At 68.4% G+C, this 25740-nt stretch carries 21 protein-coding genes; 10 read left to right on the top strand and 11 right to left on the bottom strand.

The features are described from left to right. Positions 1-17 precede the first annotated feature (17 nt). From recD to recC, 3 genes are read right to left on the bottom strand one after another with little or no spacing between them, the layout of a single operon-like run. Positions 18-1856 (bottom strand): exodeoxyribonuclease V subunit alpha, encoded by a 1839-nt coding sequence (gene recD, locus ACE3T8_RS00175; RefSeq protein WP_374605815.1) that lies wholly within the window; start codon positions 1854-1856, stop codon positions 18-20. After that, positions 1853-5461, bottom strand: a complete 3609-nt coding sequence (gene recB / locus ACE3T8_RS00170) for an exodeoxyribonuclease V subunit beta (RefSeq protein ID WP_374605814.1) — start codon at positions 5459-5461, stop codon at positions 1853-1855. Before recB ends, recD begins: the two co-directional genes overlap by 4 nt. After that, entirely contained in the window at positions 5458-8808 is a 3351-nt protein-coding gene (gene recC, locus ACE3T8_RS00165; protein ID WP_374605813.1) for an exodeoxyribonuclease V subunit gamma, read from the bottom strand. The genes recB and recC overlap by 4 nt, the downstream gene beginning before the upstream one ends. Positions 8809-9029: 221 nt before the next feature. Here recC and ACE3T8_RS00160 point away from each other — a divergent pair, with 221 nt between their 5' ends. The 6 genes from ACE3T8_RS00160 to ACE3T8_RS00135 are packed head-to-tail and all read left to right on the top strand — an operon-like array spanning position 9030 to position 13126. Then, positions 9030-9824, top strand: coding sequence for an ATP-binding cassette domain-containing protein (locus ACE3T8_RS00160; protein ID WP_374605811.1), 795 nt, complete (start codon positions 9030-9032; stop codon positions 9822-9824). Beyond that, positions 9824-10573 (top strand): MlaE family lipid ABC transporter permease subunit, encoded by a 750-nt coding sequence (locus tag ACE3T8_RS00155; RefSeq protein ID WP_374605809.1) that lies wholly within the window; start codon positions 9824-9826, stop codon positions 10571-10573. The genes ACE3T8_RS00160 and ACE3T8_RS00155 overlap by 1 nt, the downstream gene beginning before the upstream one ends. 16 nt (positions 10574-10589) lie before the next feature. After that, complete coding sequence (gene mlaD, locus ACE3T8_RS00150) at positions 10590-11129, top strand: outer membrane lipid asymmetry maintenance protein MlaD (RefSeq protein WP_374605807.1); 540 nt, start codon at positions 10590-10592, stop codon at positions 11127-11129. After that, a complete protein-coding gene (locus tag ACE3T8_RS00145) occupies positions 11126-11791 on the top strand; it encodes a phospholipid-binding protein MlaC (RefSeq protein ID WP_374605806.1) in 666 nt (221 codons plus the stop codon). The genes mlaD and ACE3T8_RS00145 overlap by 4 nt, the downstream gene beginning before the upstream one ends. Beyond that, entirely contained in the window at positions 11788-12081 is a 294-nt protein-coding gene (locus ACE3T8_RS00140) for an STAS domain-containing protein (protein ID WP_374605804.1), read from the top strand. Before ACE3T8_RS00145 ends, ACE3T8_RS00140 begins: the two co-directional genes overlap by 4 nt. Positions 12082-12103: 22 nt before the next feature. Next, positions 12104-13126: a VacJ family lipoprotein gene (locus ACE3T8_RS00135; protein WP_374605803.1), complete on the top strand. Its 1023-nt coding sequence runs from the start codon at positions 12104-12106 to the stop codon at positions 13124-13126. A gap of 125 nt (positions 13127-13251) precedes the next feature. Here the strand turns inward: ACE3T8_RS00135 and ACE3T8_RS00130 are convergent, their stop codons facing one another. The 4 genes from ACE3T8_RS00130 to ACE3T8_RS00115 all read right to left on the bottom strand — a co-directional run bounded on the left by ACE3T8_RS00130 (position 13252) and on the right by ACE3T8_RS00115 (position 17185). Beyond that, positions 13252-13710: a hypothetical protein gene (locus ACE3T8_RS00130; protein WP_374605801.1), complete on the bottom strand. Its 459-nt coding sequence runs from the start codon at positions 13708-13710 to the stop codon at positions 13252-13254. A gap of 173 nt (positions 13711-13883) precedes the next feature. Then, on the bottom strand, positions 13884-15272 hold the full coding sequence (rmuC, locus tag ACE3T8_RS00125; RefSeq protein WP_374605799.1) for a DNA recombination protein RmuC: 1389 nt from the start codon (positions 15270-15272) through the stop codon (positions 13884-13886). A 39-nt stretch (positions 15273-15311) separates the two neighbouring features. Beyond that, positions 15312-16016 carry a VIT1/CCC1 transporter family protein gene (locus tag ACE3T8_RS00120; protein ID WP_374605798.1) on the bottom strand — a complete coding sequence of 235 codons (705 nt, stop codon included), beginning with the start codon at positions 16014-16016 and terminating at the stop codon, positions 15312-15314. Next, complete coding sequence (locus ACE3T8_RS00115; protein WP_374605796.1) at positions 16016-17185, bottom strand: class I SAM-dependent rRNA methyltransferase; 1170 nt, start codon at positions 17183-17185, stop codon at positions 16016-16018. The genes ACE3T8_RS00120 and ACE3T8_RS00115 overlap by 1 nt, the downstream gene beginning before the upstream one ends. A 218-nt stretch (positions 17186-17403) precedes the next feature. On the opposite strand from ACE3T8_RS00115, the gene ACE3T8_RS00110 reads away from it, so the two are divergent. Both ACE3T8_RS00110 and ACE3T8_RS00105 read left to right on the top strand, forming a co-directional pair. Beyond that, on the top strand, positions 17404-18357 hold the full coding sequence (locus ACE3T8_RS00110; protein WP_374605795.1) for a TerC family protein: 954 nt from the start codon (positions 17404-17406) through the stop codon (positions 18355-18357). Between the two features lie 82 nt (positions 18358-18439). After that, complete coding sequence (locus ACE3T8_RS00105; RefSeq protein WP_374605794.1) at positions 18440-19204, top strand: rhomboid family intramembrane serine protease; 765 nt, start codon at positions 18440-18442, stop codon at positions 19202-19204. 1 nt (position 19205) lies between these two features. Here the strand turns inward: ACE3T8_RS00105 and ACE3T8_RS00100 are convergent, their stop codons facing one another. Then, positions 19206-19856, bottom strand: a complete 651-nt coding sequence (locus tag ACE3T8_RS00100; RefSeq protein ID WP_374605792.1) for a DUF2238 domain-containing protein — start codon at positions 19854-19856, stop codon at positions 19206-19208. A gap of 110 nt (positions 19857-19966) precedes the next feature. On the opposite strand from ACE3T8_RS00100, the gene ACE3T8_RS00095 reads away from it, so the two are divergent. Together ACE3T8_RS00095 and phhA are read left to right on the top strand one after the other, a co-directional pair. Next, positions 19967-20983 carry a patatin-like phospholipase family protein gene (locus ACE3T8_RS00095; protein ID WP_374605790.1) on the top strand — a complete coding sequence of 339 codons (1017 nt, stop codon included), beginning with the start codon at positions 19967-19969 and terminating at the stop codon, positions 20981-20983. Positions 20984-21127: 144 nt separating this feature from the next. After that, complete coding sequence (phhA, locus tag ACE3T8_RS00090; RefSeq protein ID WP_374605788.1) at positions 21128-22024, top strand: phenylalanine 4-monooxygenase; 897 nt, start codon at positions 21128-21130, stop codon at positions 22022-22024. 35 nt (positions 22025-22059) lie between these two features. Here the strand turns inward: phhA and ACE3T8_RS00085 are convergent, their stop codons facing one another. The 3 genes from ACE3T8_RS00085 to ACE3T8_RS00075 all read right to left on the bottom strand — a co-directional run bounded on the left by ACE3T8_RS00085 (position 22060) and on the right by ACE3T8_RS00075 (position 25512). Next, entirely contained in the window at positions 22060-22902 is an 843-nt protein-coding gene (locus ACE3T8_RS00085; RefSeq protein ID WP_374605787.1) for an FAD/NAD(P)-binding protein, read from the bottom strand. A gap of 60 nt (positions 22903-22962) precedes the next feature. Next, complete coding sequence (locus ACE3T8_RS00080) at positions 22963-23469, bottom strand: FAD/NAD(P)-binding protein (RefSeq protein WP_374605785.1); 507 nt, start codon at positions 23467-23469, stop codon at positions 22963-22965. Positions 23470-23634: 165 nt separating this feature from the next. Next, a complete protein-coding gene (locus tag ACE3T8_RS00075; protein WP_374605783.1) occupies positions 23635-25512 on the bottom strand; it encodes a sigma-54-dependent Fis family transcriptional regulator in 1878 nt (625 codons plus the stop codon). Positions 25513-25740: the final 228 nt, after the last annotated feature.

Below are 25740 nucleotides of genomic sequence, written 5' to 3'. Positions count from 1 at the left end.
CCATCAAGGGATCGTCGTCACTCCGCAGCCCCCAACCGCCACGCCAACCCGGACACCCGTCGCGCATGGCGTGACAGCGCTGCTGCGATCACCTCCGCGCTGCCCGCGACATGCAATGCGCTGCGCGCGCGGGTCAGGCCGGTGTAGAGCAGTTCGCGGCTGAGCACGCGGCTGTCGCTGCGCGGCAGCTGCAACCAGACCGCGTCGAACTCACTGCCCTGCGCCTTGTGCACGGTCATCGCGAACGCGGATTCGTGCGCGGGCAACGCGGCGGGATGGAAGGCACGCACGCCATTGCTGCCATCGCCGCGGCCGTTATCGACAAACCAGGCCAGCGGGGTGCCGTCGGCACCGGCAAGACAGATGCCGACATCGCCGTTGAACAGGTCATGGCGGTAGCTGTTCTCGGTGACCAGCAGCAGGCGGCCGGGGAACCACGCGGGCGGGCTGCCGATGCGCCGGCCGGACAGCGCGGACTCGATGCGGGCGTTGAGGCCGCGCGCGCCCTGCGGGCCTTCGCGCAAGGCGGTGAGCAGGCGCAGGCGATTGGCCTGCTGCAAGGCCTGCGCCGGGTCCGTGTGCATGGCCAGCGCGCGGAAGTGGCCGAGCAGGTCGGGCCGCGCCTGCAGCGGATCCTCCACGTTCTCGTGGAAGTGCACGTTGGCGAGCGCGCCGCCGCGCAGCAGCGAGAGTGCTTCCGCGCCATCGCCATTGCGCACGGCCTGGGCGAGTGGCGCCAGGTCGAGCGATTCGTCCTGGCGCCAGCCGCGTTGCAGGTGCACGCGATGGCCGCGCAAGCCGTCGGCTTCCGCGTCGACCGGCACATCGGCAAGCAGGGGACGCAACGCCGCGGCATCGTCCATCGACAATGCGTCGCCATCGCCGGCAGCGCTGAGGATGGCGGCCAGCACGTCGCCGGCTTCGACCGATGGCAATTGATCCGGATCGCCGAGCAGGATCAGTTGCGTGCCATCGGCCACCGCGTCGACCAGCTTGCACATCAGCGGCAGGTCGACCATCGAGGCTTCATCCACCACCACGATGTCGAACGGCAACGGGTGGTCGTGGTCGTGGCGGAAGCGCGGCGAGTCCGGGATGGTCCCGAGCAGGCGATGCAGGGTGCTGGCCTGCGTAGGCAACGCATCGAGCGATGCGGCATCGATGGCCAGTCCTGCCATCTGCGCGACGGCACGACGCAGGCTGTCCGCCATGCGATCCGCCGCGCGGCCGGTGGGCGCGGCCAGCGCGATGCGTGGCGCGGCATGGCCCGCGTGCAATGCCTGCGCGATGCGCAGCATCAGCAGGCGCGCGATCGTGGTGGTCTTGCCGGTGCCCGGACCGCCGGTGACCAGCAGCAAGGCGCGGCGCAGGGCAAGCGCGGCGGCGCGAGCCTGGTGGTCGCCATCGCGTGCGTCCGGGAACAGTGACGCAAACAACGTTGCGATTGGCTCGATGCCTATGTCCGGCACCACGTGCGATGCGATGCGATGGAGTTGCATCGCCAAGCGACGCTCGTATTCGCGATAGCGACGCAGGTAGAGCAGGCCGCTCTCGAGGACGAGCGGCGCGGTATCGGATTCGTCATCGGCCGATTGCGGCGTGGCGACGAAACGCGATGCGGCGAGCTGCTGCATCCAGGCATCGGCGTCGGGCCAGGCGATATCGGCATCGACCAGGTGCCGCGGCGATGCGGGATCGAACCCGGCATGGCCGTGCGCGATGGCGAGCGAGGCGAGTGCGGCGGCGGCCAGCACGTCGTCGGGCGTGTGCGGATCGAGGCGACGCAAGGTGTTCGCCAGCGCGTCGTCGAGGGTGCGCAACACGCCGGCCTGTTGCAGGGCACGCAGCAGGCTCATGCGGCAGCCTCCCCGGCGGCATGGCCGAACAGCGCATCCAGCGCATGCACCAATTCCGGCGCGAAGCGCTGCGCGTGGATGCCGGGCGAATCGCTGCGGCTCGCGTCCAGCCCGCGGCAGAACACGTAGCGGATGCCGCCGAAATCGCGGGCGTAGTCGTAGCCGTCGCGCAGGCGCAAGCGCAGCCAGCGGTGCAGGGCCAGCGTGTAGATCAGCGCCTGCAGGTCGTATTCGCTGTGCGCCATCGCGCGCTGCAGGTGGCCGGGGTCGTAGCCGGGGAGGCGATTGGACTTGTAGTCCAGCACGTACCACTTGCCGTCGTGCCGATAGGTCAAATCGATCAGGCCGGTCATCAGCCCTTCGAGTTGTTGCCGCAAGCCGAAGCCGTGGCGCTCGTTGACGATGCCGTGCGCGTGCAGCAACTGCAGCAGCGCATCCACCTGCGTCGGCTGCAGCGAAAACTGGAATTCGATTTCCGGTCGGCGATCAAAGGCAGGCACATCGCACAGGCGCACGCCTTCCGGCAGCGGTACGGTCAACGTCTGTCCGACGAACTGCGTGGTCAGGGCGACGCCGTCATCGATGATGTCTACAGCGAAGCCTTCCTTGCCCAGCGCGTCCGCGATGATCGTCGCTTCCTCGTTCGGCGCCGCATCGCCTGCCCGCCAATCGCGCCAGGCGGCGAAATCCGCATGTTCCAGCGCGGCATGCAGGGCGACGCCGTAGCGGTTGCCGGCGAAGCGCGGATCGAATGCGGCGTCGACCATGACCTCGTCCGCGGCCTCGGGTTCGTCGTTGCCGCCGCTGGCCGGCACGGTCGATGCACTCGCGGTGTCGATGCCGGCATCGGCCTTGGCCAGCTGGCTGAAGCTGTACACCCACCAGTCGTGGGTGAGCCGGCGCGTGGTGATGCGCGCGGGTGGAACCGCGGCGTCCGATTCGGCGGGCAGGCGCTGCAGTGGTTGGAGTGATCGCGTCGTGTCGAACGCGACGCCGGCCTCCCGCAGCGCATCGGCATCGCCCAGCATCTTCGCCAGCGCGGTCTTGTCGGCGTTGTAGAAATAACCGCTGGCGATCCACAGCGCATGCTCCGCACGGGTCAGGCCGACGTAGAGCAGGCGCGCGTCCTCGGCGTGTTGCTCGTCCTTCCAGGCGGTGCTGGCAGTGGTCCATTCCGCTTCCGGCACATCGAGGTGCCAATGCAGGCGACGCTGGCCGCTGGCACCGTCATGCACCACGCAACAACGACCCGGCGACGGCGGCTTGCCGCCGATGCCCACGAACGGCAGGAACACCAACGGATATTCAAGCCCCTTGCTCTTGTGCAGGGTGACGATCTGCACGCGACGCGCGTCGGATTCCAGGCGCAGCAGTTGCGCCTCGTCGTTGGGATCGGCATTGGCGATGCGCTGGCCCAGCCAGTCGACCAGGCCGTGCAGGCCCAACGCATCGCGCTGCGCTTCCTGCAGCAGTTCGGCCAGCTGCAGGTAATTGCTGATGCGCCGCTCGCCGTCCAGCAGGCCGAGCAGGCGTTCGCCATTGCTGGCGCAGAGATCATTGATGAGCGCCAACGGACCGCCGCGCAGCAGGCGTTCGCGCCAGCCCATCGCGCGCTGCTGCCAGTCGCGGTGCGCGTCGGCATCGGCCTCGAGCTTGTCGATGCCGAGTGCGTCCACGCCGACCAGCGCGGTGGACAGCGCGGTGCGCAGGCGGCCGTCATCGCCACTGTGCAGCAGGGCGAGCAACAACACGTGCAGGTCGCGTGCTTCGCCGGTGGCGAACAGGCTCTGCTTGCCGGCCGCCACCGCGGCGATGCCGACCAGCGCCAGCGCCTGCTGGATCATCGTGGCCTCGCGATGCGAACGCACCAGCACCGCGATGTCGCCGGGTTGCACGGGTTCGCCTTCGACCAGCGCCTTGCCAGCACGGGCGTCGGACAGCACCGCATGGATCGCGGCGGCGCAGGCATGGGTGGCGAATTCGCGCGATTCGCCCGCAGTCCACGGCTTCTGCTTGCCCTTGTCGTCGACCGGTGGCGCGGGCGCACGCCAGACCGTCAATGCGGGTGCGGGCTGGCCATCGCGCAGAAAGTCGTCGTCGCGACGCTTGTGGCCGGCCTCGACCGCGCGGAATTCGATGCGCGGATCGATGAAGGCCGCATCGCCCGCATTGCGGTAGAGCGCGGCGACGGCGCGCAAAACCGCAGGACGCGAACGGAAGTTGTGCGACAGCGCGGGTGCGGGCGTGGCGACCCGTGCCGCCGCGAGGTAGGTGTGCACATCGCCACCACGAAACCCGTAGATCGCCTGCTTGGGATCGCCGATCACGAACAATGCGGGCTGCGCGCTCCCGCTGCCGAACAGCCGGTCGAAGATCGCCCACTGGCGCGCGTCGGTGTCCTGGAACTCATCGACCAGCGCGACGGCGTACTGCGCGCGCAACTGGCGCGTGAGCGTGCCCGCATCGTCATGCGCCAGCGCATCGGCGACGCCATCGATCAGGTCGTCGTAGGTCTGCACGCGGCGCTGCCGCTTGAGCAGCGCCAGGCGCATGCGCGCATCATCGCGGAGACGATGCAGCAGGTTGCCGCGACGGCGCACGAGCAAGGCGTCCAGTACCTGCATTGCATCCAGGTAGTGCGATACCGCTCGGCTCATGTGCGCAGAGGTCGGCGTCCTGTCCGCGTTGCCTTTCTTGGTGCCTGCCACCAATGCACTCGCGGTCAGTTTTTCCAGCTTCGCGTGCAGCGCGCCGGCCAGCCAGGGGTCGTGGGCGAACGCCTGCAGCCACTGGCGCAGGTCGGCAAGCCACGTCTGCTTGTACTGCCCGCGATGCATCACGTCGGCATCAATCGCCGCGGCCAACGCATCCAGGAAGTCTTCGCCGTGGTCGTGCCATGCCTGCTGCAGCGCACCCTGCGCCTGCAGCACGTCGCGCTGCATGGCCTCAATGCCTGCGACCAGGCTCTCGTCGGCAATCGGCGGCAACAGCACCGGCTCGCGCAGCAATGCCGGCAAATCCTTCGCGAGGTCTTCGAAGCCACCCGACCACAACGCGGCCAGGTCATCCGCACCGGCCGTGTCCTGCGCATGCAAGCGCCACAGGTCGGCGGCGAGTTCCGCGCGCAGGTCGCGGTCATTGGTCAGCAGGGTGGCGGCATCGAAACCCTGCCCGCTTTCCAGCGCATGCTCGCGCAGCACGCGTGCGCAGAAGCCGTGGATGGTGAAGATCGCGGCCAGGTCGGTTTCCAGCGTGGCCTGGCGCAGGCGACGGCGCAGCGAGTCCTCGCCCTCGTCGCTGCGCGCGCGATGCGATTCCAGCAACTGCCGGGTCAGCACGGCTTCCGCGCTGTCACCGCCGGCCTCAGGTGCATCGAGCACATCCAGCGTGAGCTGCAGGCGCTCGCGGATGCGCTTGCGCAGTTCCTGCGTGGCCGCCTCGGTGAAGGTGACCGCCAGGATCTGGCCGATGCGCAGGCCGCGTTCGACCACCAGCCGCGTCACCAGCGTGGCCAGGGTGAAGGTCTTGCCGGTGCCGGCGCTGGCCTCGATCAGTTGCACGCCATCGAGCGGGATGTCGAGATACGGATCGCGCAGGTCACTCATGCGGCGTCCTCCGCATCGTCGCCCGGCAACGCGGCATCGCCGAGGTCGATCGCCATCGGCATGCCGTGGGTGACCGCGCCGAAGACGATGCCGCTGATGCGCGCGAAGTCGTGCAGCGACGCGGCGTCGGCGAATGGATCGCGACCACGCAGGGCGAGGCGGAGTGCGTCGCTGTCGCCTTCTGCCCAGCCCCGTTCGTTGCCGCGCCATTTGCCGGCGGCCTTCTTCACCCCGCTCGCCACATCGTCCCGCGCCGCGAACAGTTCCCAGCCGCTGTACGGCGCGAACGGCAACGGCTGCTCCAGGCCATCTCGACGCAAAGCAATCAAGCTGCGCAGCGCATCAATCGCATCGCGTTGTGAAATCGGTGCGCGCACATGCGCATCGATGCCGGCATCGACATCGTCATGCACTTCGACGAATGGCGCATCGAAACCCGCCGCCGATGCCAACAACCAGTCGAGTCCGTTGCGGATCGACGACGGGCCATTCGGCTTGCCAAAGCGCAGGCGCACGATGCCGTTCGGCCAGACGTCGTCGAGTCGTCCATGCAGGCGCAGGCCATCGATGTCGACCTCGACCGCATGCGATGTGACCTCGCCATCGCCTCGCCACTGCGCGAAGGCCTGCGCATACGGCGCGACCTCCCGGATCACTGTCGCCAGTCCGCGCGCGCCCAACGGACCCGAGGGCAGCAGGCCACGTGCACGCAAGGCAGGCTGCAGTGCCGCGGCATCGTAGCCTTCCAGCAGTCCGTCGAACACTGCGCGTTGCAGTGCCATCCGATCCAGCCCGCGTGCGGGTGCCTGCAACGGTTCGATGTCTTCGGCGGCCGCGTCCAGCTCGGGCAGGCGCAGGCCCAGGCGCTGGCGCAGGAACTGCTCGGCCGGCGCCAGCAGGAAGCGGCGCAATGCGTCCAGCGAAAGTTCGGTGTCCGGTTCGCTCGGCGCTGCCAATGCCGTCGCTACATCCATCCACGGCGGCAGGCGATCACGCGTGCCGGACAGGCGACCCGCAGCCGGATGCCAATGCCCGCGATAGCTGAAACGTCGCGCGTCGCCCACACCGAACGCGGCCGGCGAGAAGGGTTGCAGCGGATGCCGCAGCACGAGTTGTTTTTCCGCGGCGTCCGGAACCGCGTGATAGGCGCTGGCGGCAGCGAGCAATTCGCTCACCAACGCGGACGGCTCGCGCGTGCTGCCATCGCGCGGATCCGCGCCGAGCCAACTGACGTAGAACACGTCCTGCGCGGCGGAAAACAGTTGCAGGAACAGGTAGCGGTCGTCGTCGCGGGTGGAGCGGTCGCCGTGGCGGCGCTGGTCGGTGCCGAGCTCGGCGGTAAGGCGATTGAGTCCGGCCACGCTGTCGCGGCGCGGGAAATCGCCATCGTTCATGCCGAGCAGGCAGATCGCGCGGAACGGCAACAGGCGCATCGGCACCATCCGCGCGAAGCTCACGCCACCGGTGAGCAAGGGCGCGCGGGTGTCGGCTTCGGTGAGTTTTGCGGTGAAGTGCGCGCGCACGATTTCGGTGGCGAGCGGCGTGTCGACGCCGGCCTTGTGCGCTTGTTTGGCGAAGTCGTCGATTAGCGTGCGCAGGCGATCCAGCGCGCGTTGCGCACCGGTGGTCGATGGCGGCTTCGGCAGCAATGCGTCGAGCAGGCCGAGCAGGCGTTCGCGCCATTGCGCGGGCGGCATCGCTTCGCCCAGTACGCGCTGGTGGCGGGCCAGCACGCGCAGCAGTTTCAGCAACGCATCCAGTGCGTCCAGCGCGCCGCCTTCCAGTTCCGGCCAAGGTGCGACGCCCACGATATCGTCGTCGCTGCCGCTGGCATGACCCAGCAGCAGGCGGTCCAGCGCGAACTGCCAGGTATAGGCATCGTCCTTCGGCGCGCCCTGACGGGCACGATGCGTGGCATCCAGGCCCCAGCGCGCGCCGGCCGCATGCAGCCAGCCGTGCAGGCGTTCGAAGTCGGCCGCGTCCAGGCCGGCGGCTTCGGCCAGCGGCGGGCTGGCCAGCAGGTCGAGCATTTCCTCCAGCCCGAAGCGCGCGATCGGCAACGCCAACAGGCGCAGGAACACATCGGCCAGGCGCTCGCCGGCCAGCGGGCTCGCATCGGCCAGCGCGTACGGGATCGCGTTACCTGCGCCATGCCCGCCGAACACCGCATCCAGATACGGGACGTACGGGTCGATGTCGGGCGCAAGCACCGCGATCTCGCGCGGCTGCAGCGGCGGATCGAAGCGATCGTCTTCCAGCAATGCGCGCAGGCGGTCGTGCAACACCTGCAGTTCGCGCAGTCGGGTGTGGCAGGCGTGGAATTGCAGGCTGGGATCGCCGGCATCGACACCATCGCGCCTGTGGCCCGACGGTTCCGCGCGTCGATGGAACAGGTCCGCCTGCATGCGCTGAAGCAGGCCGTCGTTCGCGCCTTCCGCGGGATCGGCATAGGCGGCGATCTCGCCCGAAGGGTGCACGACCTCGTAGCTGCCGAGCAGGGCCATGAAGTCCTTGCCGGCCGCGCCCCAGTCGCGCAGCAAGGGGTTGTCCTGTGCGTCGTCGCCGAACGGTGCCGCACCCGCGCGCAGGCGCGCGCCGAGCGATCGCAGGTCGCCCCAGTAATGCCTGGTCGGCGTCGGCAGATAGAAATACAGGGTGCCGACGCGTGCCTGCGTGGCCAGCACGCGCAGCACGTCCGGCGAGATGTTCAGCGTGCCGAACGCGAACAGCCGCTTGGGCAATCCCGCCGGCAGCGCCTCGCCATCGGCGAAACGCGCGAGGTAGTCCTGGATCCGCCGCGCACGATGCTGGCGGCCGCTGGCGACGGCGCGCCACAGGATCGCCTGCGGATCATCCGGATCGGCACCGCCGTCCCAGCGCAGCAACCAGTCGCGACGCCAGGCCTGGTACTTGTTGAAGACGTTGGCCAATTCGCCGGCCAGCGACCACGCTTTCAGCGGATCGGGATTGCCGTTGTGTTCCGCCAGATAGGCCGCGAGCTGGGCCATCGCCGGCTTCCGGCGCAACGCGGGATCGGACAGCGCGGCGTGCAGGCGCCAGTGCAGGGTGTCGAGGTCGAGGTCGTCCTTCGACGCGCCGAGGTTGGCATCCAGCGCGCGCGCGACGAACTCGCCCGGGGTGAGGAATTCGAGGTTCGCGGCGATGCCGTGGCGCGCGGCCAGGCTGGCCTGCAGCCAGCGCCGCATCGCCACCTGCGGGATCAGGATCGTGTCGGGCGCCAGCAGCGATTGGCCGGGCACGTCCGTGCGCAATGCTTCCGCCAGCAGGCCGGCGAGCACGTCCAGCGCATTGCCGTGATAGAGGCGGAAGTCAGGGGCGGGCGTCATCGGTCATCGCATTGTGCCGGAGCGGGTCGCGCCTGCTGCGACCGGTTGCGGGCCTGCGATGCGACGCCTTGCCGCCGGTTTCGTTCAGGCTGGGGATGCCGCCCGTGCCTCGGGCAGGTACCATTCCTGTACCAATCAGTTCAGCCGCGGCGCACGTCGACATGCCGATCCCGTGCGTTTCGATGCCGCACCGACCCCGCCAACGGATCCCGTTTCACCCGATGACCGATGCCGCCGTTCCCGCCGTCCGTTTGCAGGCCGCCCGCCTAGACCGGGGCGGGCGCACGATCCTGTCTGGATTGGACCTGGTGGTACCGAAGGGCAGCATCACCGCGGTCCTGGGCCCCTCCGGCAGCGGCAAGTCCACGCTGCTGGCGGCGCTGACCGGCGAACTGGCATTGGCGTCCGGCACGCTGGACGTGTTCGGCAACCCGATCCCGCGCAGCGCACGCGCCCTGCTGGCGATGCGCAAGGGCCTCGGCGTCCTGCTGCAGGGCAACGGCCTGCTCACCGACCTCACCGTGGCCGAGAACGTGGCGCTGCCGCTGCGCACGCATACGCGCTTGCCGGAGCCGGTGCTGCAGGCACTGGTGCGGATGAAGTTGCACGCGGTGGGCCTGCGCGCCGCCGCCGATGCCTGGCCGCGCGAACTCTCCGGCGGCATGGCCCGGCGCGTCGCGCTGGCGCGTGCACTGGCGCTGGATCCGCCATTGATGCTGTACGACGAGCCGCTGACCGGCCTGGATCCCATCGCGTCGGGCGTCATCACCGCGTTGATCCAGCGGCTCAACCGTAGCCTGGGCCTGACCAGCATCATCGTCAGCCACCACGTCCGCGAGACCCTGCCGATCTGCGACCAGGCGGTGGTGATCGCCAACGGCCGGATCGTGTTCGCCGGCACGCCCGCGGAGCTGCAGTCGACGGCTGACCCGCTGGTGCGGCAGTTCCTCGACGGCCAGCCGGATGGGCCGATTCCGTTCGATGCGCCGAAGCGCAGTTACAGCGAGGCCGCCTGATGGCCTTCGCCGAATCCATTCGTTCGATCGGTCGTGGCGGCCTGTTCGGGCTGACGATGTTGCGGGGCTCGGTGCCGACCCGCGACTTCCTGGCCGAACTCGTCCGCGAGATCTACAAGGTCGGTGCGCGTTCGTTGCCGATCATCGCGGTCGGCGGCGCCTTCGTCGGGCTGGTGTTGACCCTGCAGGGCTACCGCACGCTGTCGACCTATGGCGCGGTCGATGCGCTGTCGACCCTGCTCGGCCTCTCGCTGTATCGCGAACTGGCGCCGGTGCTGACGGCATTACTATTCATCGGCCGCGCCGGCAGCTCGATCGCCGCGGAACTGGGCCTGATGCGCGCCACCGACCAGATCAAGGCGCTGGAACTGATGGCGATCGATCCGGTGGCCAAGGTCGTGGCGCCGCGCTTCTGGGCGGCGGTGCTGACCATGCCGCTGCTGGCCGGCATCTTCGTGTCGCTGGCGATCAGCGCCGGCTGGTTCCAGGCGGTGCAGGTGCTCGGCATCGACAACGGCAGCTTCTGGTCCGGCCTGCGCGGCAGCGTCGACCTGTGGGACGACTTCGGCGTGTCGATGCTGAAGTCGGCGGTGTTCGGTGGCATCGCCGCGTTGGTGGCGGCCTATGTCGGCTTCCACGCCGAGCCCACGATCGAAGGCACCTCGGTGGCGACCACCCGCGCGGTGGTGAATGCCTCGCTGCTGGTGCTGGTCTTCAACTTCATCCTTTCCGCCCTGCTGTTCCGTTGAGCAAGAGATAAAGACCATGGCCATCCGCGGACCACGACTCGAATTTGCCGTCGGCGCCTTCCTGCTGCTGGCGCTGTCCTCGCTGCTGGTGCTGGCGCTGGCGTCCACCAACCGCCAGTTCGGCTTTGGCGGCGACACCTATCCGCTGGTGGCGAAGTTCACCCAGCTTGGCCAGTTGCGTGCCAACGCACCGGTGAAGATCGGCGGCGTGGTGGTCGGCCAGGTCAGCAAGATCGACCTCGACCCGAAGACCTTCCAGTCCGTCGTGACGCTGTCGATCGACGGCCGCTACCAGGACCTGTCAGCCGACACCTCGGCCGGCATCTTCACCAGCGGCCTGCTGGGCGAGAGCTACATCGGCCTGTCGCCGGGCGGGGATCCGGAATCGCTCAAGCCGGGCGACGAGATCGCCTTCACCCAACCCGCCGTCGACCTGCTGCAGCTGGTCGGCAAGTACATGTTCAGCAGCGGTGACAAGGCATCCGGCGACGATGCCGCCACCCAGACGCCCGCCGACCCGGCCGCGCTGCCCGCCCCCGAGGGACAGACCCCATGAAGAATCTCCTTGCCAGCGCCCTGCTGGCCGCCCTGCTTGCCGCCGCGCCTTCGTTCACCGCCAGTGCCGTCACGCCGCCTGCCGCCACCGCGCAGCAGGGCGCCGCCAGCCGCGTGGTGGTCGACAGCGCCGGCCGCGTGCTGGCCACGCTGGACAGCCGCCGCGCCGAGTTCAAGGCCAATCCGGCCGCGCTCAACCAGTTCATCAAGACCGAGTTCACCCGCAGCTTCGATTCCGACTACGCCGCCCGCCTGGTCTTGGGCGTGCATGGCCGCAGCGCAACGCCCGCCGACGTGGCCGATTTTGCCGCGGCGATGGCCGACAACCTCACCGCGCGCTACGGCGCTTCGCTGCTCGACTTCAATACGAAGTTGCAGGTCAAGGTGAAATCGGAAACCCCGTTGCCCGGCGGCCGCGGCGTGCGCGTGAGTACGCAGATGCTGCGCCAGGGCGGCGGGCCGATCCCGGTCGATTACCTGCTGCGCAACGTCAACGGCCAATGGAAATTGTTCGACGTGATGGTCGAGGGCATTTCCTACGTGCAGGCGTTCAAGAACCAGTTCGCCGCGCCGCTGACCCAGAAGTCGATCCGCCAGGTCGCCGCCGACCTGCGCGCCGGCCGCATGCAGGCCGCGCCCGCTCCGGGCAAGACGTCGAAGTGACCGCGGCCGCGGCCCGCGTGCAGCGCGACGGCGAACGGTTGTTGCTGTCCGGCGCGCTGGACCGCGATGCCGCCACCGCATCGTGGTCGCGGGCGCTCGCAGCGGCGGACGGCGCACGGGTGCTGGACGTGAGCGCCGTGTCCGCGATCGACAGTGCGGGGCTGGCGATGCTGGTCGCGCTGGCCGAACGCATGCAGGATGCCCGCATCGAAGGGGTTCCCTCCGGAATGTCGGACCTGCTGGCGGCCTATCGCTTGCGCCCCACCCTTGCCTTCGATGATGGCCGCTGATGTTCGTGCAAAGGATGATCCGATGATGCGGTTGCGTTCCCTCGCCCTGTTGCTGATGTGCGCGCTTGCGAGCGCGTGCGCCTCCACCGGCCATCGCACGGCGGAAACCGCCACGCTGCAAGACGCGCCGGTGATCGCGGGCGATGTCGTTGCAGCGGACACGTCCGCGGCATCGGCTGCGGGCGACGTCGAACCGCCGGCACCGGCAACACCCGCCATCGCGGATGCCACCCCGTCGCAAGACGCCGACGCCACGACGGGTGATGCCGAAGCCGATTTCGCCGCGATCTACGGCCAACAAGCAGGCGGCGAAGGCACCCCGATCGGCAGCCTCGGCGCTCCCGCGGCCTACGATCCGTGGGAGAAATACAACCGCCGCGTGCATGCCTTCAACATGGCCGTGGACCGCGGATTGGCCAAGCCGCTGGCGCGCGCCTACGTCGCCGCGGTACCGCGTCCTTTGCGGACCGGCGTCAGCAATTTCTTCGACAACCTGGGCCAGCCGGTCACCCTGGTCAACAGCCTGCTGCAAGGTAATCCGCGCGGCGCGGCGAACTCCCTCGGTCGTTTCCTGCTCAACAGCACGGTCGGGATCGGCGGCCTGCTCGATGTGGCGACCAAGGCGAAGATGCCAAAGCGCGGCGAGGATTTCGGGCAGACCCTGGCAGTCTGGGGCTGGCAGCGCTCGCGCTATCTGGAACTCCCCTTGCTGGGCCCGCGCACGGTGCGCGACATGATCGGCCTGGTCGGCGACGCGCGCCTGCGGCCGGTGCAATACGTCGAGGACGACAAGACCCGGGTGTTCCTGCAGGGCCTGCAACTGGTCGATCTGCGCGCGAAATTGCTGCCCATCGAAGGGTTGATCAACCAGGGCGCGGTGGACGAGTACGCCTTGTTCCGCGACATGTGGCTGCAGCGCCGCAACTACCAGATCAACCAGGCGGGCCGGAAGAAGGATGCCTCCGCGCCGGACGAAACGCTGCCGCCCTATCTGATGCAGGACGACGCCGTACCCGCGCCTGTCTCCACGCCAAGCGGCGAATGACAAACGCGAGTTGATCACGCGATGTGAATCGGGACGTCGCTAAAAACGAAGGCCGCCATCAGGCGGCCTTCGTCATGTTGCGTCATGCATTGCTGTAAGCGATCACACGATCATGTTGCGATCGATCAACGACCATCCTTGTCGAAATCGCCCGGGATGCGGCGCTCGATGTGATGCCAGCCATCGCGCACCGCGCTGCGGGCTTCATTCCACGCGAGGCGCGACTGCGCCTTGGTGGTGTCCCAGTTGCGCTCCAGGTCGGTTTCCACGTCCTCGAACTTGCGGCCCTGGTACTGGCCGTAGGTGTCGTAGCCGTACTTGTAGGCCGGCTCGTAGTCGCGCCACTCGCTGCCGCTGATGTAGTACGGGGTGGTCTTGTAGGCGTTCTCGAAGTGGGTCGCGTACGCGGTCGGGTTGACCGCTTCGGCCACCGCACCGCCGCCCTTCGCACCCAGCGCGCCACCGGCGATGGCGCCGACGACGGTACCGACCGGGCCAGCCGCCGAACCCACGGCAGCGCCTGCGATCGCACCCGCAACCGCGCCCGTGCCTTCACCGATGCTGTGATCCTTCTTGATGGTCATGTCCTGCTCCTTGGTAGTGGGGTCGTCAACGCTCCATGCGTTGGACGGGACCAAGGATGGGGAAAGGCGCGTGGTGGCCGCGTCATGCGCGCGTGAGTACGGCCTTCGCTTTCATGAAGCTGTCAGGGAGGTGATCCACGCCTGCACGCATCGCCGCCACAACGCCGGTGCGCTCAGGGCTCGTCGGTGTCGGCTGCTTCGTCAGCGTCCAGCAAGGCCTGGTGGTCGCTGCCCGGCAGCGATTCCACGCCCTTCAGTTTCCGCTCGATCTGACGCGTGCGCACGCCGGCCTGCTTCAGGCTGTTCTGCACCGTGTTGAGCTGCTTGTCGGCGCTTTCCAGCACGCTGGCGAACTTGCCGAACTCGCTCTTGACCGCGCCGAGCAGTTGCCAGACTTCGCTGGAGCGTTTCTCGATCGCCAGCGTGCGAAAGCCCATCTGCAGGCTGTTCAACAAGGCCGCCAGCGTGGTCGGCCCGGCGATCACGATGCGATGGTGCTGCTGCAGGGCATCGACCAGGCCGGGGCGGCGGATCGCTTCGGCGTAGAGTCCTTCGGTCGCGAGGAACAGCACGGCGAAATCGGTGGTGTATGGCGGTGCCACGTATTTTTCGCTGATCGATTTTCCCTGGATCTTGATCGCGCGCTCCAGTTGCGACGCGGTCGCGCGCATGGCCTCGGTGTCCCCGCGCTCCTGTGCATCCAGCAGGCGCTCGTAATCCTCGCGCGGGAACTTGGCATCGATCGGCAACCACACCGGCACGCCACCGTCCTGCTGGCCCGGCAGGCGGATGGCGAAGTCCACCGCTTCGTTGCTGCCTGGCCGCACTTTCACGCTACGTGCGAACTGCTCGGCCGTCAGCACTTGCTGCAACAGGGTTTCCAGCTGGATTTCGCCCCAGCCGCCACGGTCTTTCACGTTCGTCAGCACGCGCTTGAGGTCACCGACGCCGGTCGCCAGGGTCTGCATCTCGCCCAGGCCGCGCTGCACCGCTTCCAGCCGCTCGGACACCAGCTTGAAGGACTGTCCAAGCCGGGTTTCCAGGGTGCTCTGCAATTTTTCGTCGACCGTTGCGCGCATCTGCTCGAGCTTCTGCGCGTTGTCCGCCTGCAGCGCCTTCAACTGCTGCTCCAGCGTGCTGCGCATCTCGCCGATGCGTTGTTCGTTGCGCTGGGTGAGGTCCTGCAGCTTCTGGCCGAGCGCATCGGCATGCCGCTGCTGTTGTTCTGCGGCTTCGCTGCGCGACTTGCGTGCGTCTTCGCTCAGCGCTGCGCGCAGTTCATCCAGCCGCGCATCGGTCCGCAGGGTGAACTCGTCCAGGCGCTGGTCGGTGCGCGCAGCGACGGCCTGCAACTGGCCACCGAAGCCGTCGATGCGCTGGCCCTGCTGCAATGCGAAGCCGTCCAGCTGCTCGCGCAGTTCGCCGCGGCCGGCACGCTGTTCATCGCGCAACAGGCCGCCGATGCGTTCTTCCGGGCGCCGCAGCATCAGCAGGATCAGCAGCCCGATCGCCACCAGCACGGCGACCAGCAAGATAGCGAGCAGGAGCGTGTTCGAGTCCATCGCGCCAGTGTAGCGGCGACGGTCGCAGCGCCTGCGACCTCAGGCCAGGGACACCCCGAATAGATGGCCGATCAGCGCCGTCGCCCCCATCGCCAGCGCGCCCCACGACAGCACGCGCAAGGCACCTCGCAGGCCCCTGCCGCCCGCAACGCGCTCGGCGAGATAGCCCAGCAACGCCAGCAGGATCAGGGTGCTGACGACGATCGCTACCGCCAATCCGGTTCCGGGCCACAACCATGCCAGCAATACCGGAGGCAACGCACCCGATGTGAAAGCCAGCGCCGAGGCCAGGCCGGCCTGCACGGGACGCGCGCGTTGCAGGTCGTGGATGCCGAGTTCGTCGCGCAGGTGGGTGCCGAGGTCGTCATGCGCGGTCAGCTGCTCCGCGACCTGGCGGGCCAGCGAAGGATCGAGCCCGCGGCGCACGTAGATCTCGGCCAGCTCGTCGAGTTCGGCCTCCGGATGTTCGCGCAACGCGTGCGCTTCCAGACGCGCATCGGCGCGCTCGGCATCCACCTGCGAACTTACCGAAACGTACTCGCCCGCGGCCATCGACAACGCGCCGGCGGCCAGCCCGGCGATGCCGGTGAGCAGGATCGTGGCGGGACTTGCGTGCGCAGTGGCCATGCCCAGCACCAGGCTGCCGGTGGAAATCAGGCCATCGTTCGCGCCCAGCACCGCCGCGCGCAGCCAGCCACTGTGGTGGCTGCGGTGCGATTCGATGTGCGCCTGCAGTGCGTCCATCAATCGAGCACGCGGCAGAACACCGCCTTCAGATACCGCGATTCCTGCACCTGCGCCAGCCACGGATGGTCGGGCCCGGCGCCGGAGACCTTGAGCACCTGCACGGTGCGACCGGCGTAATAGGCGGCGCGGCGGAGCATGTCGGTGAACTGTTCTTCGCTGACCAGGCCGGTGCAGCTGAAGGTGGCGAACAGGCCACCCGGCTTGACCACCGCCAGCGCCGCCTTGTTCATGTCGAGGTATTTCTTCAGCGCCGGGATCACCTGCTCGCGGTCGCGGGTCATCTTCGCGGGGTCCAGGATCACCACGTCGAAGCGCTCGCCGTTGTTCGCCGCATCGCGCAGCCACGGGAAGATGTCGGCCTGGATGAAGCGCGGCTTCACCTTGTTGAGGTGACCGTTCTCGCGGGCGATCTCGAGCACCGCCGCGTCGATGTCGATGCCGACCACTTCGCTCGCGCCGCGTGCCGCGGCATAGACGCCGAAGCCGCCGGTGTTGCAGCACAGGTCGAGCACGCGCTTGCCTTCGCACAGGCGCGACAGCCATTCGCGGTTCTCGCGCTGGTCGGCGAAGAAGCCGGTCTTGTGCGCACCGGCCGGATCCGCGCGGAAGTGGATGCCGTGTTCGGTGACCGTGGCCGGCTGCGTGCCCAGAGTGGGCTTGTAGTCGAAGCTTTCCTGCTTCTGCACATGCTCGTCGGCGAAGCTGTGGAAGCGGCAACCGGGGAAGTGCTCGCGCAATGCGTTGAAGATCCATTCGCGATGGCGGTAGGCACCTGCGCTGAAGAATTCGACCACGATGAGATCGTCGTAGCGGTCGACCACCAACCCGCTGATGCCGTCGCCCTCGCTATGCACCACCCGCCACGCATTCGACACGTCATCGAGCTTGAGGATCTCCCGGCGCAGCTGGATGGCCTCGCCGATCTTGCGGCTGAACCAGCCGGCATCGACCTCGATGTCCGGGTCGTTCTCCAGCATGCGCAGGGCGATCCGCGAATGGCCGTTGTAGAAACCGCGGCCGATCCAGACGCCATCCACGCCAACCACGTCGACGATGCTGCCCGGCTTGGGTCGTTGCGCGGGTTTCTCGACCAGGCGCTGGAAGATCCACGGGTGGGTGGAATTCCACGCGTTCTTGAGGCGGACGACGGTGAGCGGTTCGGCCATGGGGCTGCCTTTTGACATGCGGCTAACGAAGATCGGGTATTGTCGCCGAAGAAGGGGAGTAACTCCGCGCACGGCCGTCGTCATTACGGGTCCCAGGATCCCGGCGCCGTGGCAGGCCAGACGCCTGTGAGTGAGACCTTCGCCGAACGGCGAAGCGCGCTCCCTTTCCATGCCTCCCTGCATGGACGCGTCCGCCGGTTCCAACGGTGGAGTGTGCAATGGAGTCGATCGGTACCCCGTTCCTCTGGCTGATGTTCGCCGGAGTCGTCATCGTCGCGTTGCTGGTCGACCTGGTGCTGATGCGCCACGGAGGCCCGCACAAGGTGACCTTCAAGGAAGCGACCTGGTGGAGCATCGGCTGGGTCGCGCTGGCGCTGGCCTTCAACGCCTGGCTCTGGTGGTACTCGGGCCAGCAACTCGGCGCGGCCGAAGGCGAACGCATCGGCATGGAGTTCCTCACCGGCTACCTGGTGGAGAAGTCGCTGGCGGTCGACAACATCTTCGTGTTCCTGATGATCTTCACCTACATCTCGGTGCCCGAGGAGCAGAAGCAGCGGGTGCTGGTGATCGGCATCATCGCGGCCATCGTGTTGCGCGCGATCCTGATCTTCGCAGGCGCCTTCCTGCTGGCCAAGTTCCACTGGATCCTCTACGTGTTCGGCGCGTTCCTGCTGCTGACCGGCATCAAGATGATCAGCGCCGCCGGCAAGGCACCGGACCTGGAGCAGAACCCGGTGCTGCGCTGGCTGACCGCGCACGTGCAGATGACCCGCGGCTACCACGGCAGCGCGCTGTCGGTGATCGAAGGCGGCAAGCGCCTGTACACGCCGCTGTTCATCGTGATCGTGATGATCGGCATCACCGACGTGATCTTCGCGGTGGATTCGATCCCGGCGATCTTCGCGATCACCGACGATCCCTTCATCGTGCTGACCAGCAACGTGTTCGCGGTGCTCGGCCTGCGCGCGATGTTCTTCCTGCTGCAGGGCATGGCCGACCGCTTCCACCTGCTGCCCTACGGGCTGGCGATGGTGCTGATGTTCATCGGCGCGAAGATGCTGCTGGTCGATGTCTACAAGATCCCGATCGCGGTCTCACTGGGCATCGTGGCCGCGACCATCGGCACCACCATCGCCCTGAGCCTGCTGCGCCCGCCACCGCCGGCGCGCTGACGACACGCAGCGTTGCGCCACCGCAGGCACCGCCCGCCCGGGCGGTGCTTGCTTTCGGCGTGCCGCGCCCCAGTTCGATGGGATGTCCACGCCACTGACCACCGAACAGCAACGCCTGGCCGACCGCACGCGCCTGCGCCGCGCGTTGAACGCCAGCCTCGGCTTCGTGCTGCTGCTGGCGGTCTGCTTCGCCGCCCAGCATGGCTTCGACTTCCGCTTCCTCACCGTCTCACCGCGCAGCGTCGAAGGCCTGCTCGGCGTGCTCACCGCGCCACTGCTGCACGGCTCGGTCGAACACATCGTCGCCAACGGCATCGCCGTGCTGATGCTCGGCACCCTCGCCGGTACCGTGTATCCGAAGGCGACCCTGCGCGCGTTGCCGCTGCTGTGGATCGGTTCGGGCCTTGGCGCCTGGCTGCTCGGCAACGCCGGTTCGCACCACCTCGGCGCCAGCGGCGTGACCCATGGCCTGGGCTTCCTGGTCTTCGTGCTGGGCCTGCTGCGCCGCGACCGCGCGGCGATCGCCGCGGGCATGCTCGCCTTCCTGTTCTACGGCGGCATGCTGATGACGATCCTGCCGCGCGAGGCCGGCGTGTCCTGGGAATCGCACCTCGGCGGTGCGATCGGTGGCGTCGTCGCGGCCTTGCTGTTCCGCCGCGCCGACCCGCAAGCCGTGAAGCCGAAATACAGCTGGGAACTCGAGGAAGAACTGGCCCGGCAGCAGGGCGATGCCGAGCGCGCGATGTACGAAACCGACGCCCCGCGCGACGTGCCGGTGCTGTGGAACCGCGATCCCGCGGACGCGGAACGCGGCAAGGTGCTGCCGTTCCGCCGCCCCGGCGAATGAGCTACTTGCCCGCCAGCACCCGCGGGCCCAGCTGGTGGTCATGCCAGCGCGACAGCAACAGCAGCGACGTGGCCGCGCCGCACAGGCACAGGAACATGTCCCACTGCGTGTCCCACTGGTCGCCCTGGGTGGCCAGGAAGGCATCGGCATCGGCGCCGTAGATCAACGCCGCCCACCATTCGATCAGTTCGAAGAACGCCGAGAAACTCAGGCAGGCGGCCAGCGCCAGATAGACCAGCCAGCCGCCACGGCGCAAAGGCGTCAGCCGGAGCAACAATTCGCGGGCCAGGATCGCCGGCACGAAGCCCTGCATCCAGTGGCCCAGGCGATCCCACGGATTGCGCTCGGTGCCCAGCAGGTCCTGCAGCCAGAAGCCGCCGGGCGTCAGCGAGTAGGTGTAGGCACCGCCGTGGATCAGCACCAGCGCGTGCAGCAGCAACAGCCAGCACAACAGCCGGGTCAGCGGGAACCGCGACCAGCGCCAGGCAATCAGGGCCAGCCCGACCATCGCCCAGATCACTTCGAGGAACCAAGTGAGTCGATCCTTGGCGATGAGGAACGAGGCCACCAAGGCCAGCACGGTGACGCCCGCAAGCAGCCAGCGTTCGCCTTGCGAGGGCGGGATCGCGATGTCGCTGTGGTCTGCCGTCATGCGCCGATGCTAGCGCGTGGTTCGGGTGGCGTTGCGGAAACGCGCATTAAGCTTCGCCTTCACCGCGCCGGCCGCGATCCGTGGCTCGCCCTTCCGAGACCGACACGACGATGCATCGCGCCTTCGCCACCGCCCTGCTGTGCGGCCTGCTCGCCGCCTGCGCCAGTACCCCCGACGTGCGCGCGCCGGTCCGCGTGGCGGTCACCGCACCGCCGCCGGTCAAGGTCGGCATCGCCCTGGGGGGCGGCGCGGCCAAGGGCTTCGCCCACATCGGCGTGATCAAGATGCTCGAAGCCAACGGCATCAAGCCCGTCTTCGTGTCCGGCACCAGCGCCGGCAGCGTGGTCGGCGCGCTGTATGCCAGCGGCATGGATGCCTACGCGATGCAGGAAAAGGCCTTCGCGCTGGACGAATCGAAGATCCGCGACGTCAGCCTGTTCTCCGGCGGCGTGGTGAAGGGCCAGAAGCTTCAGGACTACGTCAACGAGCTGGTCGGTGGCCGCAGCCTCGACAGGATGCGCAAGCCGTTCGCGGTGGTCGCCACCAACCTGGCCAATGGCGAACGCACCGTGTTCGTGCGCGGCAATACCGGCCAGGCGGTGCGCGCGTCCAGTTCGATCCCGGGGGTGTTCGAGGCGGTCGCGATCGGCAAGGCGCATTACGTCGATGGCGGCGTGGTCAGCCCGGTGCCGGTGGATGCGGCGCGCGAACTCGGCGCGGACTTCGTCATCGCGGTCGACATCAGCAGCAAGGCGGACGGCATCGCCAGCACCACCAGCATGCTCGGCAACCTCAACCAGAGCATCCGGATCATGGGCCAGAAGCTCGGTGCGCAGGAGCTCGCGCGCGCCGACATCGTGATCCGGCCGAAGGTGAACGACATCGGCCCGGCCGATTTCGCGGCGAAGAACCGCGCGATCCTGGAAGGGGAACGCGCAGCGCAGGCCGCGCTGCCGCAGATCAGGGCGAAGATCGCCGCGCTGCAGGCCGCGCGCATCGCGAAGGCGCGACAGGCCGCCGATGCCGAAGCCGCGCGCCAGCGCGAGGCCGAACGCAAGGCACGCTGCGCGCAGCAGCAGGGCTGGATGGACACGCTGCGCCGCGACGAGGACTGCAAGCAGGGCTGATCCGAAAAGGGGTCAGAGTGAAGTTTTTCGATCCAGCCTGTCGATCAAGCGAACAGGGTCGGCGAAAAATTCACTCCGACCCCTTTTCTCGCACGATTTGCGCGCGATCAAGTTCCCGAAAACCGCCGGGCGTAAGATGACGGCATGACCACCAACGCCACGCCCCGACGCATCGAGAACATCCAGAGCGACCGCGGGTCGTTGCCGGTGTATGCCACCGGCACCGTCGAGCAGCCGTGGGACAGCTACAGCGCCAGCGACCATGCGGTGTGGCAACAGTTGTACAAGCGGCAGCGCGAGATCCTGCCGGGCCGCGCCAGCGACGCCTTCCTGCACGCGCAGGACACGATGGGTATGACGCCCGACCGCATCCCGAAGTTCAGCGACCTCAACCGCGTGCTCGGCGATGCGACCGGCTGGCAGATCGTCGGGGTGGAGGGCCTGCTGCCGGAGCTGGTGTTCTTCGACCACCTGGCCAATCGCCGCTTCCCGGTCAGCTGGTGGATCCGTCGCCCGGACCAGATCGATTACATCGAGGAGCCCGACCTCTTCCACGACCTGTTCGGGCACGTACCGCTGCTGATGGATCCGATGTTCGCCGACTACCTGGTGGCCTACGGCAAGGGCGGGGTGAAAGCGCACGGCATCGGCCCGGAAGCGCTGATGCAGCTGGCGCGGCTGTACTGGTACACGGTCGAATTCGGCCTGATCCGCCAGCCGGACGGGCTGCGCATCTACGGCGCCGGCATCGTCAGTTCGAAGGGCGAGTCGATCCATTCGCTGGAGAGCGCCGCGCCCAACCGGATCGGCTTCGACCTGGAGCGGGTGATGCGCACCCGCTACCGAATCGACAGCTACCAGCAGACCTATTTCGTGATCGACAGCTACGAAGAGTTGATCGAAGCGACGCTGCCCGACTTCACCCCGATCTACGAACGCCTGCGCGAGCAGGACGCGATCGCGGCCGGCAACGTGCTGGACACCGATGCGGTGTTCCAGCGCGGCAATGGCGAAGGCTGGAGCGTCGACGGCGACGTCTGACACACGCCACCGCATGTGATGTCCTGATCCTCGTTTCAACCGACCCGCGCGCGCAGTGCCGCCTGCGGCAGCGACGATGCCGACCGCTGCCGGCGTAGCAGGTGATCTGCCAGTTGCCGAGCCGCAATTCGCAATTCGGGCACTGCCGTCATCTCCCACGACTGCCCGCGCAGCAGCGGGCCCAGTCCGTACAAGCCGCGCACCGGCATGCCGCGACGATCGAGCAACTCGCACTGCGCCGAGGCACGCACACCCAGCCCGAGCGGATCGGCGCTGACCAGGCCACTGTCGCGCAGCTGCGCCAGCAGCGGGTGGCTGGTGCGTTCGACATCGGTGTCCAGTCCGGTGGCGCGGACCAGCACGTAGTACTGCTCGGCAACGACGCGGCCGCTGCCGCGTTCGCGCAGCAACACATCCACCGCCTGCGGCCCGCGTTGCGCGCGCAGGATGCGGCCGGCGCGGATCCGCAACCGGCCTTCCGCCTGCAACGCGAGCAACGAGGCATGCACCTCCGGCGCGAGCCGATGGCGCGCCGCTTCCCAGTGCGAACGCAGATGCCGCAGGAAGCGCGCGCGCTGGTCCTGCGACAGGGTTTTCCAATAGGCCTGCGAATACGGTCGCAGCGCGTCCACCAGGCTGCGCCAGTCGGGCAATATCGGCAGCAGTGTCCGCAGTGCGCGCAACAACTGGCGGACGTTGCCGCTGTTGAGTGCATGCAGGACGGTCGGCGGCAATGCGATGGGGTCCGTGGCGACGTCGGCATGCGCCTGCGGCAACAGGCCGTGCCGCGACAGCGCAGTGATCGGGCCGCGATGCCCGCGCCGCTGCAGCGTGGCCACGGTGTCCGCCATGGTCAGGCCGCTGCCGACGATCAGCACGCGCGCATCCGGCGCGATGCGATCGATGGCTTCGTCGCCGGCCAGGCTGCGTTGCCACGGCTAGGCGATGTAGGCGGGGTCCACCAGCAGGCGCGGGCCCACGCCGTGCAGGCGCTGCGGCGGCAGGCTGCCGACCGCCAGCACCACGATGTCGCTGTCGAATTCACGACCGTCGGCCAACAGCACACGGAAACGGCGGCCGGCACGTTCGACCGCCACCGCCTCCTGCGTGTGCAGGCGCACGTCGGCGCGCGATTCGTGGATCGCGTCCTGCAGGCGCGAATACAGGTATTCGCCGTACGCGAGCCGTGGCATGTAACCCCGTTCCGCACGCTTGCCCAGGTTCAACCAGCGGGCGAAGCCGTCGATATCGTCCGGATCCGCACCGAGTTCGCAGGCGCGTACGTTGAGCAGGTGCTCGGCGCGCGATTCGCCGTAGGCCACGCCGCGGCCGAAGCTGTCGGCCACGCCGACCAGGCGCAGTTCGGTGGCCTGCGACGCGTGCCGCATGAGTTCGGTGGCCAGGACGCCGCCGCTGAAGCCGGCACCGATGATGGTGATGCGCATGCGCTGTTCCTACGTCGATGGAGGGCCAGTGATACCGGTTGCGGATGGCAGGCTTGTAAAAGCCCGGTTACGCCGACGCGCTGTTGCGCCAACCGTTCGTCAAGCCGTCATCACCGATGGAAATACGCGCGCGAATCCGGGAATTCGCCGCAGCGCGCGATTCGCTCAGTGGCGCGCGCGCGGGTCGCTGCCCAGCCGGCGATACAAGGTGCTGCGGCTGATGCCGAGGCGGCGCGCGGCACGCGCGACATTTCCGTTGCTGGCCTCCAGCGCGGTGCGCATCGCGGCCAGTTCCAGTTCGCCGAGTTCGGCCTCAGGCAAGCGCGGTGCCGTCGGTTTTGCTTCCTGCGACGGCTGGCGCAGATACGCCGGCAAGGCCTCGGTACCGACGTCGCATCCGGGGTCCGACAGCGCGGCCAGCGTGCGCAGGCAGGCCACCAGTTGGCGCGTGTTGCCGGGCCAGTCGTAGCCCGACAGCACGTCCAGTGCCGCCGGCGACAAGCGCCTGCCGGCGCCGATGCGCGCCCACAGCGCCTGCACCAGCGCGCGCGCATCCGCGTGTTCGCGCAGCGGTGCCAAGCGCACCACGTGGTCGCTGATGCGGTAGTAAAGGTCGGCGCGGAAGCGGCCATCGCCGATCGCGTCCCCAAGGCTGCGATGGGTCGCGCAGACCAGCGCGAAGTCCAGCTTGACCGGCTTGCCGCCGCCCAGCGGCGAGAGCTCGCGTTCCTGCAGCACGCGCAGCAGGCGCGGCTGCAGCGCCAGCGGCATGTCGCCGATCTCGTCCAGGAACAGCACGCCGCCGTCGGCCTGGCGCAGCAGGCCGGGGCTGCCCTGCTTGCGCGCGCCGGTGAACGCGCCGCTTTCGTAGCCGAACAGTTCCGCCTCGATCAGGCCTTCCGGCAAGGCCGCGCAATTCACCGCCACGAACGGCTTGCCGGCGCGCGCGCTGCGCCGGTGCAGTTCGCGCGCGAACACGTCTTTGCCGCTGCCGGTCTCGCCCTGCAGCAGCACCGCGATGCCGGCATCCAGCACGCGCGTCGCGCGCTGCAGTTCGGCGGACTGGGCGGCATCGAAGATCGGTGCGTCGGGATCGCTGGCGTTCGATACGGTGATCGCGGACTGGGCGCGCGCGCGCCGCGCGCGGGTGGGTTCGTCCACATGGCCGAACAAGGCGCGGCCGCTGCGGTCCAGCAGCACGCCGTCGTCGCGCAACCGGGTCATCGCATCGGCGAACAGGCTTTCGTAGGAAGCGCGGCCCAGCTCGCCGCGTTCCAGCCCGAACAGCGCGAGCCCGGCGCGATTGGCCGCCACCAGTCGACCGCCGCGGAACGCCAGCAGGCCTTCGCGCGCGCTGCCCAGCAGGGCGCGGTCGCGATGCACGCGCAGCAGGTCGCAATCGGGCAGGCCTTCGTCGAAATAGCGATGTTCGATGTTGGCCACCGCCAGCCGCGCCAGCCCCAGCGCATGCACCTGCGCGATCGACGCGTCGCCGGAGATGTCCAGCACGCCGACCAGCTGTCCATACGGATCGAAGATCGGCGCAGCCGCGCAATTGAGGATGCGGTTGGCCGCCGCGTAGTGCTCGCCGCCGCGCACTTCCACCGCGCGGCCGTCGGCGATCGCGGTGCCGATCGCATTGGTGCCCACCCGCGCCTCGTTCCAGCAGGCGCCCGGCATCAGCGCCACCCGGCCGGCCTTGTCCAGGAAGCCGGTGCTGCCTTCGGCATCCAGGATCCAGCCTTCGGCATCGGTGAGGATGGCGATGCTGCCGGTGGTGGCGCCGTCGCTGGCCAGCATCTCCACTTCCGCGCGCGCGCGCTGCCACAGGCGCTCGTGGCGTTCGCGAAGTTCGCGCAGGCGCAGGTCGCCGACCGGTTCGATGCTCGGGCGACGATCCGCGGCCACGCCGAGCGAGCGCGAACGCCGCCACGACTGCAGGATCGCATTGGGCACCTGCCCGACCGGCGCACCGCCCTGTTCGAAGAAGGAGCGGCGCGCCTGCGCGAGGTCGGGAAATGGGGTGGGGATTGTGCGGGCCATCGGACCACCTGTCGGCGATGTGTCGCATTTTGCGACAGCCGCATCGCCGCCTGTCCCACTACACAACACAGGCCTGCGACACATCGCAACGACTTTCGATGCTGCGCTGCGGCAGGTTTTCGAGCCGATCGGCGCCAATGCTGGCGCTGCGCGATGACGCATCGCAACATGCGCGCTTGGCACGTGGCCTGCGCTACCGGGAATACCCGCAACGGGTTCCCATACGCA

The sequence above is a fragment of the Thermomonas sp. genome (genome assembly GCF_041919455.1).
Lineage (GTDB): Bacteria > Pseudomonadota > Gammaproteobacteria > Xanthomonadales > Xanthomonadaceae > Thermomonas.
The sequence above is the reverse complement of the archived record's forward strand: the minus strand, read 5'-3'. Positions and strand labels throughout refer to the sequence as shown.

Excerpts from the sequence above, each read along its gene's own strand:
- recD (WP_374605815.1), bottom strand. The coding sequence starts at position 1,856 with ATGAGCCTGCTGCGTGCCCTGCAACAGGCCGGCGTGTTGCGCACCCTC.
- recB (WP_374605814.1), bottom strand. The coding sequence starts at position 5,461 with ATGAGTGACCTGCGCGATCCGTATCTCGACATCCCGCTCGATGGCGTG.
- recC (WP_374605813.1), bottom strand. The coding sequence starts at position 8,808 with ATGACGCCCGCCCCTGACTTCCGCCTCTATCACGGCAATGCGCTGGAC.
- ACE3T8_RS00160 (WP_374605811.1), top strand. The coding sequence starts at position 9,030 with ATGACCGATGCCGCCGTTCCCGCCGTCCGTTTGCAGGCCGCCCGCCTA.
- ACE3T8_RS00155 (WP_374605809.1), top strand. The coding sequence starts at position 9,824 with ATGGCCTTCGCCGAATCCATTCGTTCGATCGGTCGTGGCGGCCTGTTC.
- mlaD (WP_374605807.1), top strand. The coding sequence starts at position 10,590 with ATGGCCATCCGCGGACCACGACTCGAATTTGCCGTCGGCGCCTTCCTG.
- ACE3T8_RS00145 (WP_374605806.1), top strand. The coding sequence starts at position 11,126 with ATGAAGAATCTCCTTGCCAGCGCCCTGCTGGCCGCCCTGCTTGCCGCC.
- ACE3T8_RS00135 (WP_374605803.1), top strand. The coding sequence starts at position 12,104 with ATGATGCGGTTGCGTTCCCTCGCCCTGTTGCTGATGTGCGCGCTTGCG.
- ACE3T8_RS00130 (WP_374605801.1), bottom strand. The coding sequence starts at position 13,710 with ATGACCATCAAGAAGGATCACAGCATCGGTGAAGGCACGGGCGCGGTT.
- rmuC (WP_374605799.1), bottom strand. The coding sequence starts at position 15,272 with ATGGACTCGAACACGCTCCTGCTCGCTATCTTGCTGGTCGCCGTGCTG.
- ACE3T8_RS00120 (WP_374605798.1), bottom strand. The coding sequence starts at position 16,016 with ATGGACGCACTGCAGGCGCACATCGAATCGCACCGCAGCCACCACAGT.
- ACE3T8_RS00115 (WP_374605796.1), bottom strand. The coding sequence starts at position 17,185 with ATGGCCGAACCGCTCACCGTCGTCCGCCTCAAGAACGCGTGGAATTCC.
- ACE3T8_RS00110 (WP_374605795.1), top strand. The coding sequence starts at position 17,404 with ATGGAGTCGATCGGTACCCCGTTCCTCTGGCTGATGTTCGCCGGAGTC.
- ACE3T8_RS00105 (WP_374605794.1), top strand. The coding sequence starts at position 18,440 with ATGTCCACGCCACTGACCACCGAACAGCAACGCCTGGCCGACCGCACG.
- ACE3T8_RS00100 (WP_374605792.1), bottom strand. The coding sequence starts at position 19,856 with ATGACGGCAGACCACAGCGACATCGCGATCCCGCCCTCGCAAGGCGAA.
- ACE3T8_RS00095 (WP_374605790.1), top strand. The coding sequence starts at position 19,967 with ATGCATCGCGCCTTCGCCACCGCCCTGCTGTGCGGCCTGCTCGCCGCC.
- phhA (WP_374605788.1), top strand. The coding sequence starts at position 21,128 with ATGACCACCAACGCCACGCCCCGACGCATCGAGAACATCCAGAGCGAC.
- ACE3T8_RS00080 (WP_374605785.1), bottom strand. The coding sequence starts at position 23,469 with ATGCGCATCACCATCATCGGTGCCGGCTTCAGCGGCGGCGTCCTGGCC.
- ACE3T8_RS00075 (WP_374605783.1), bottom strand. The coding sequence starts at position 25,512 with ATGGCCCGCACAATCCCCACCCCATTTCCCGACCTCGCGCAGGCGCGC.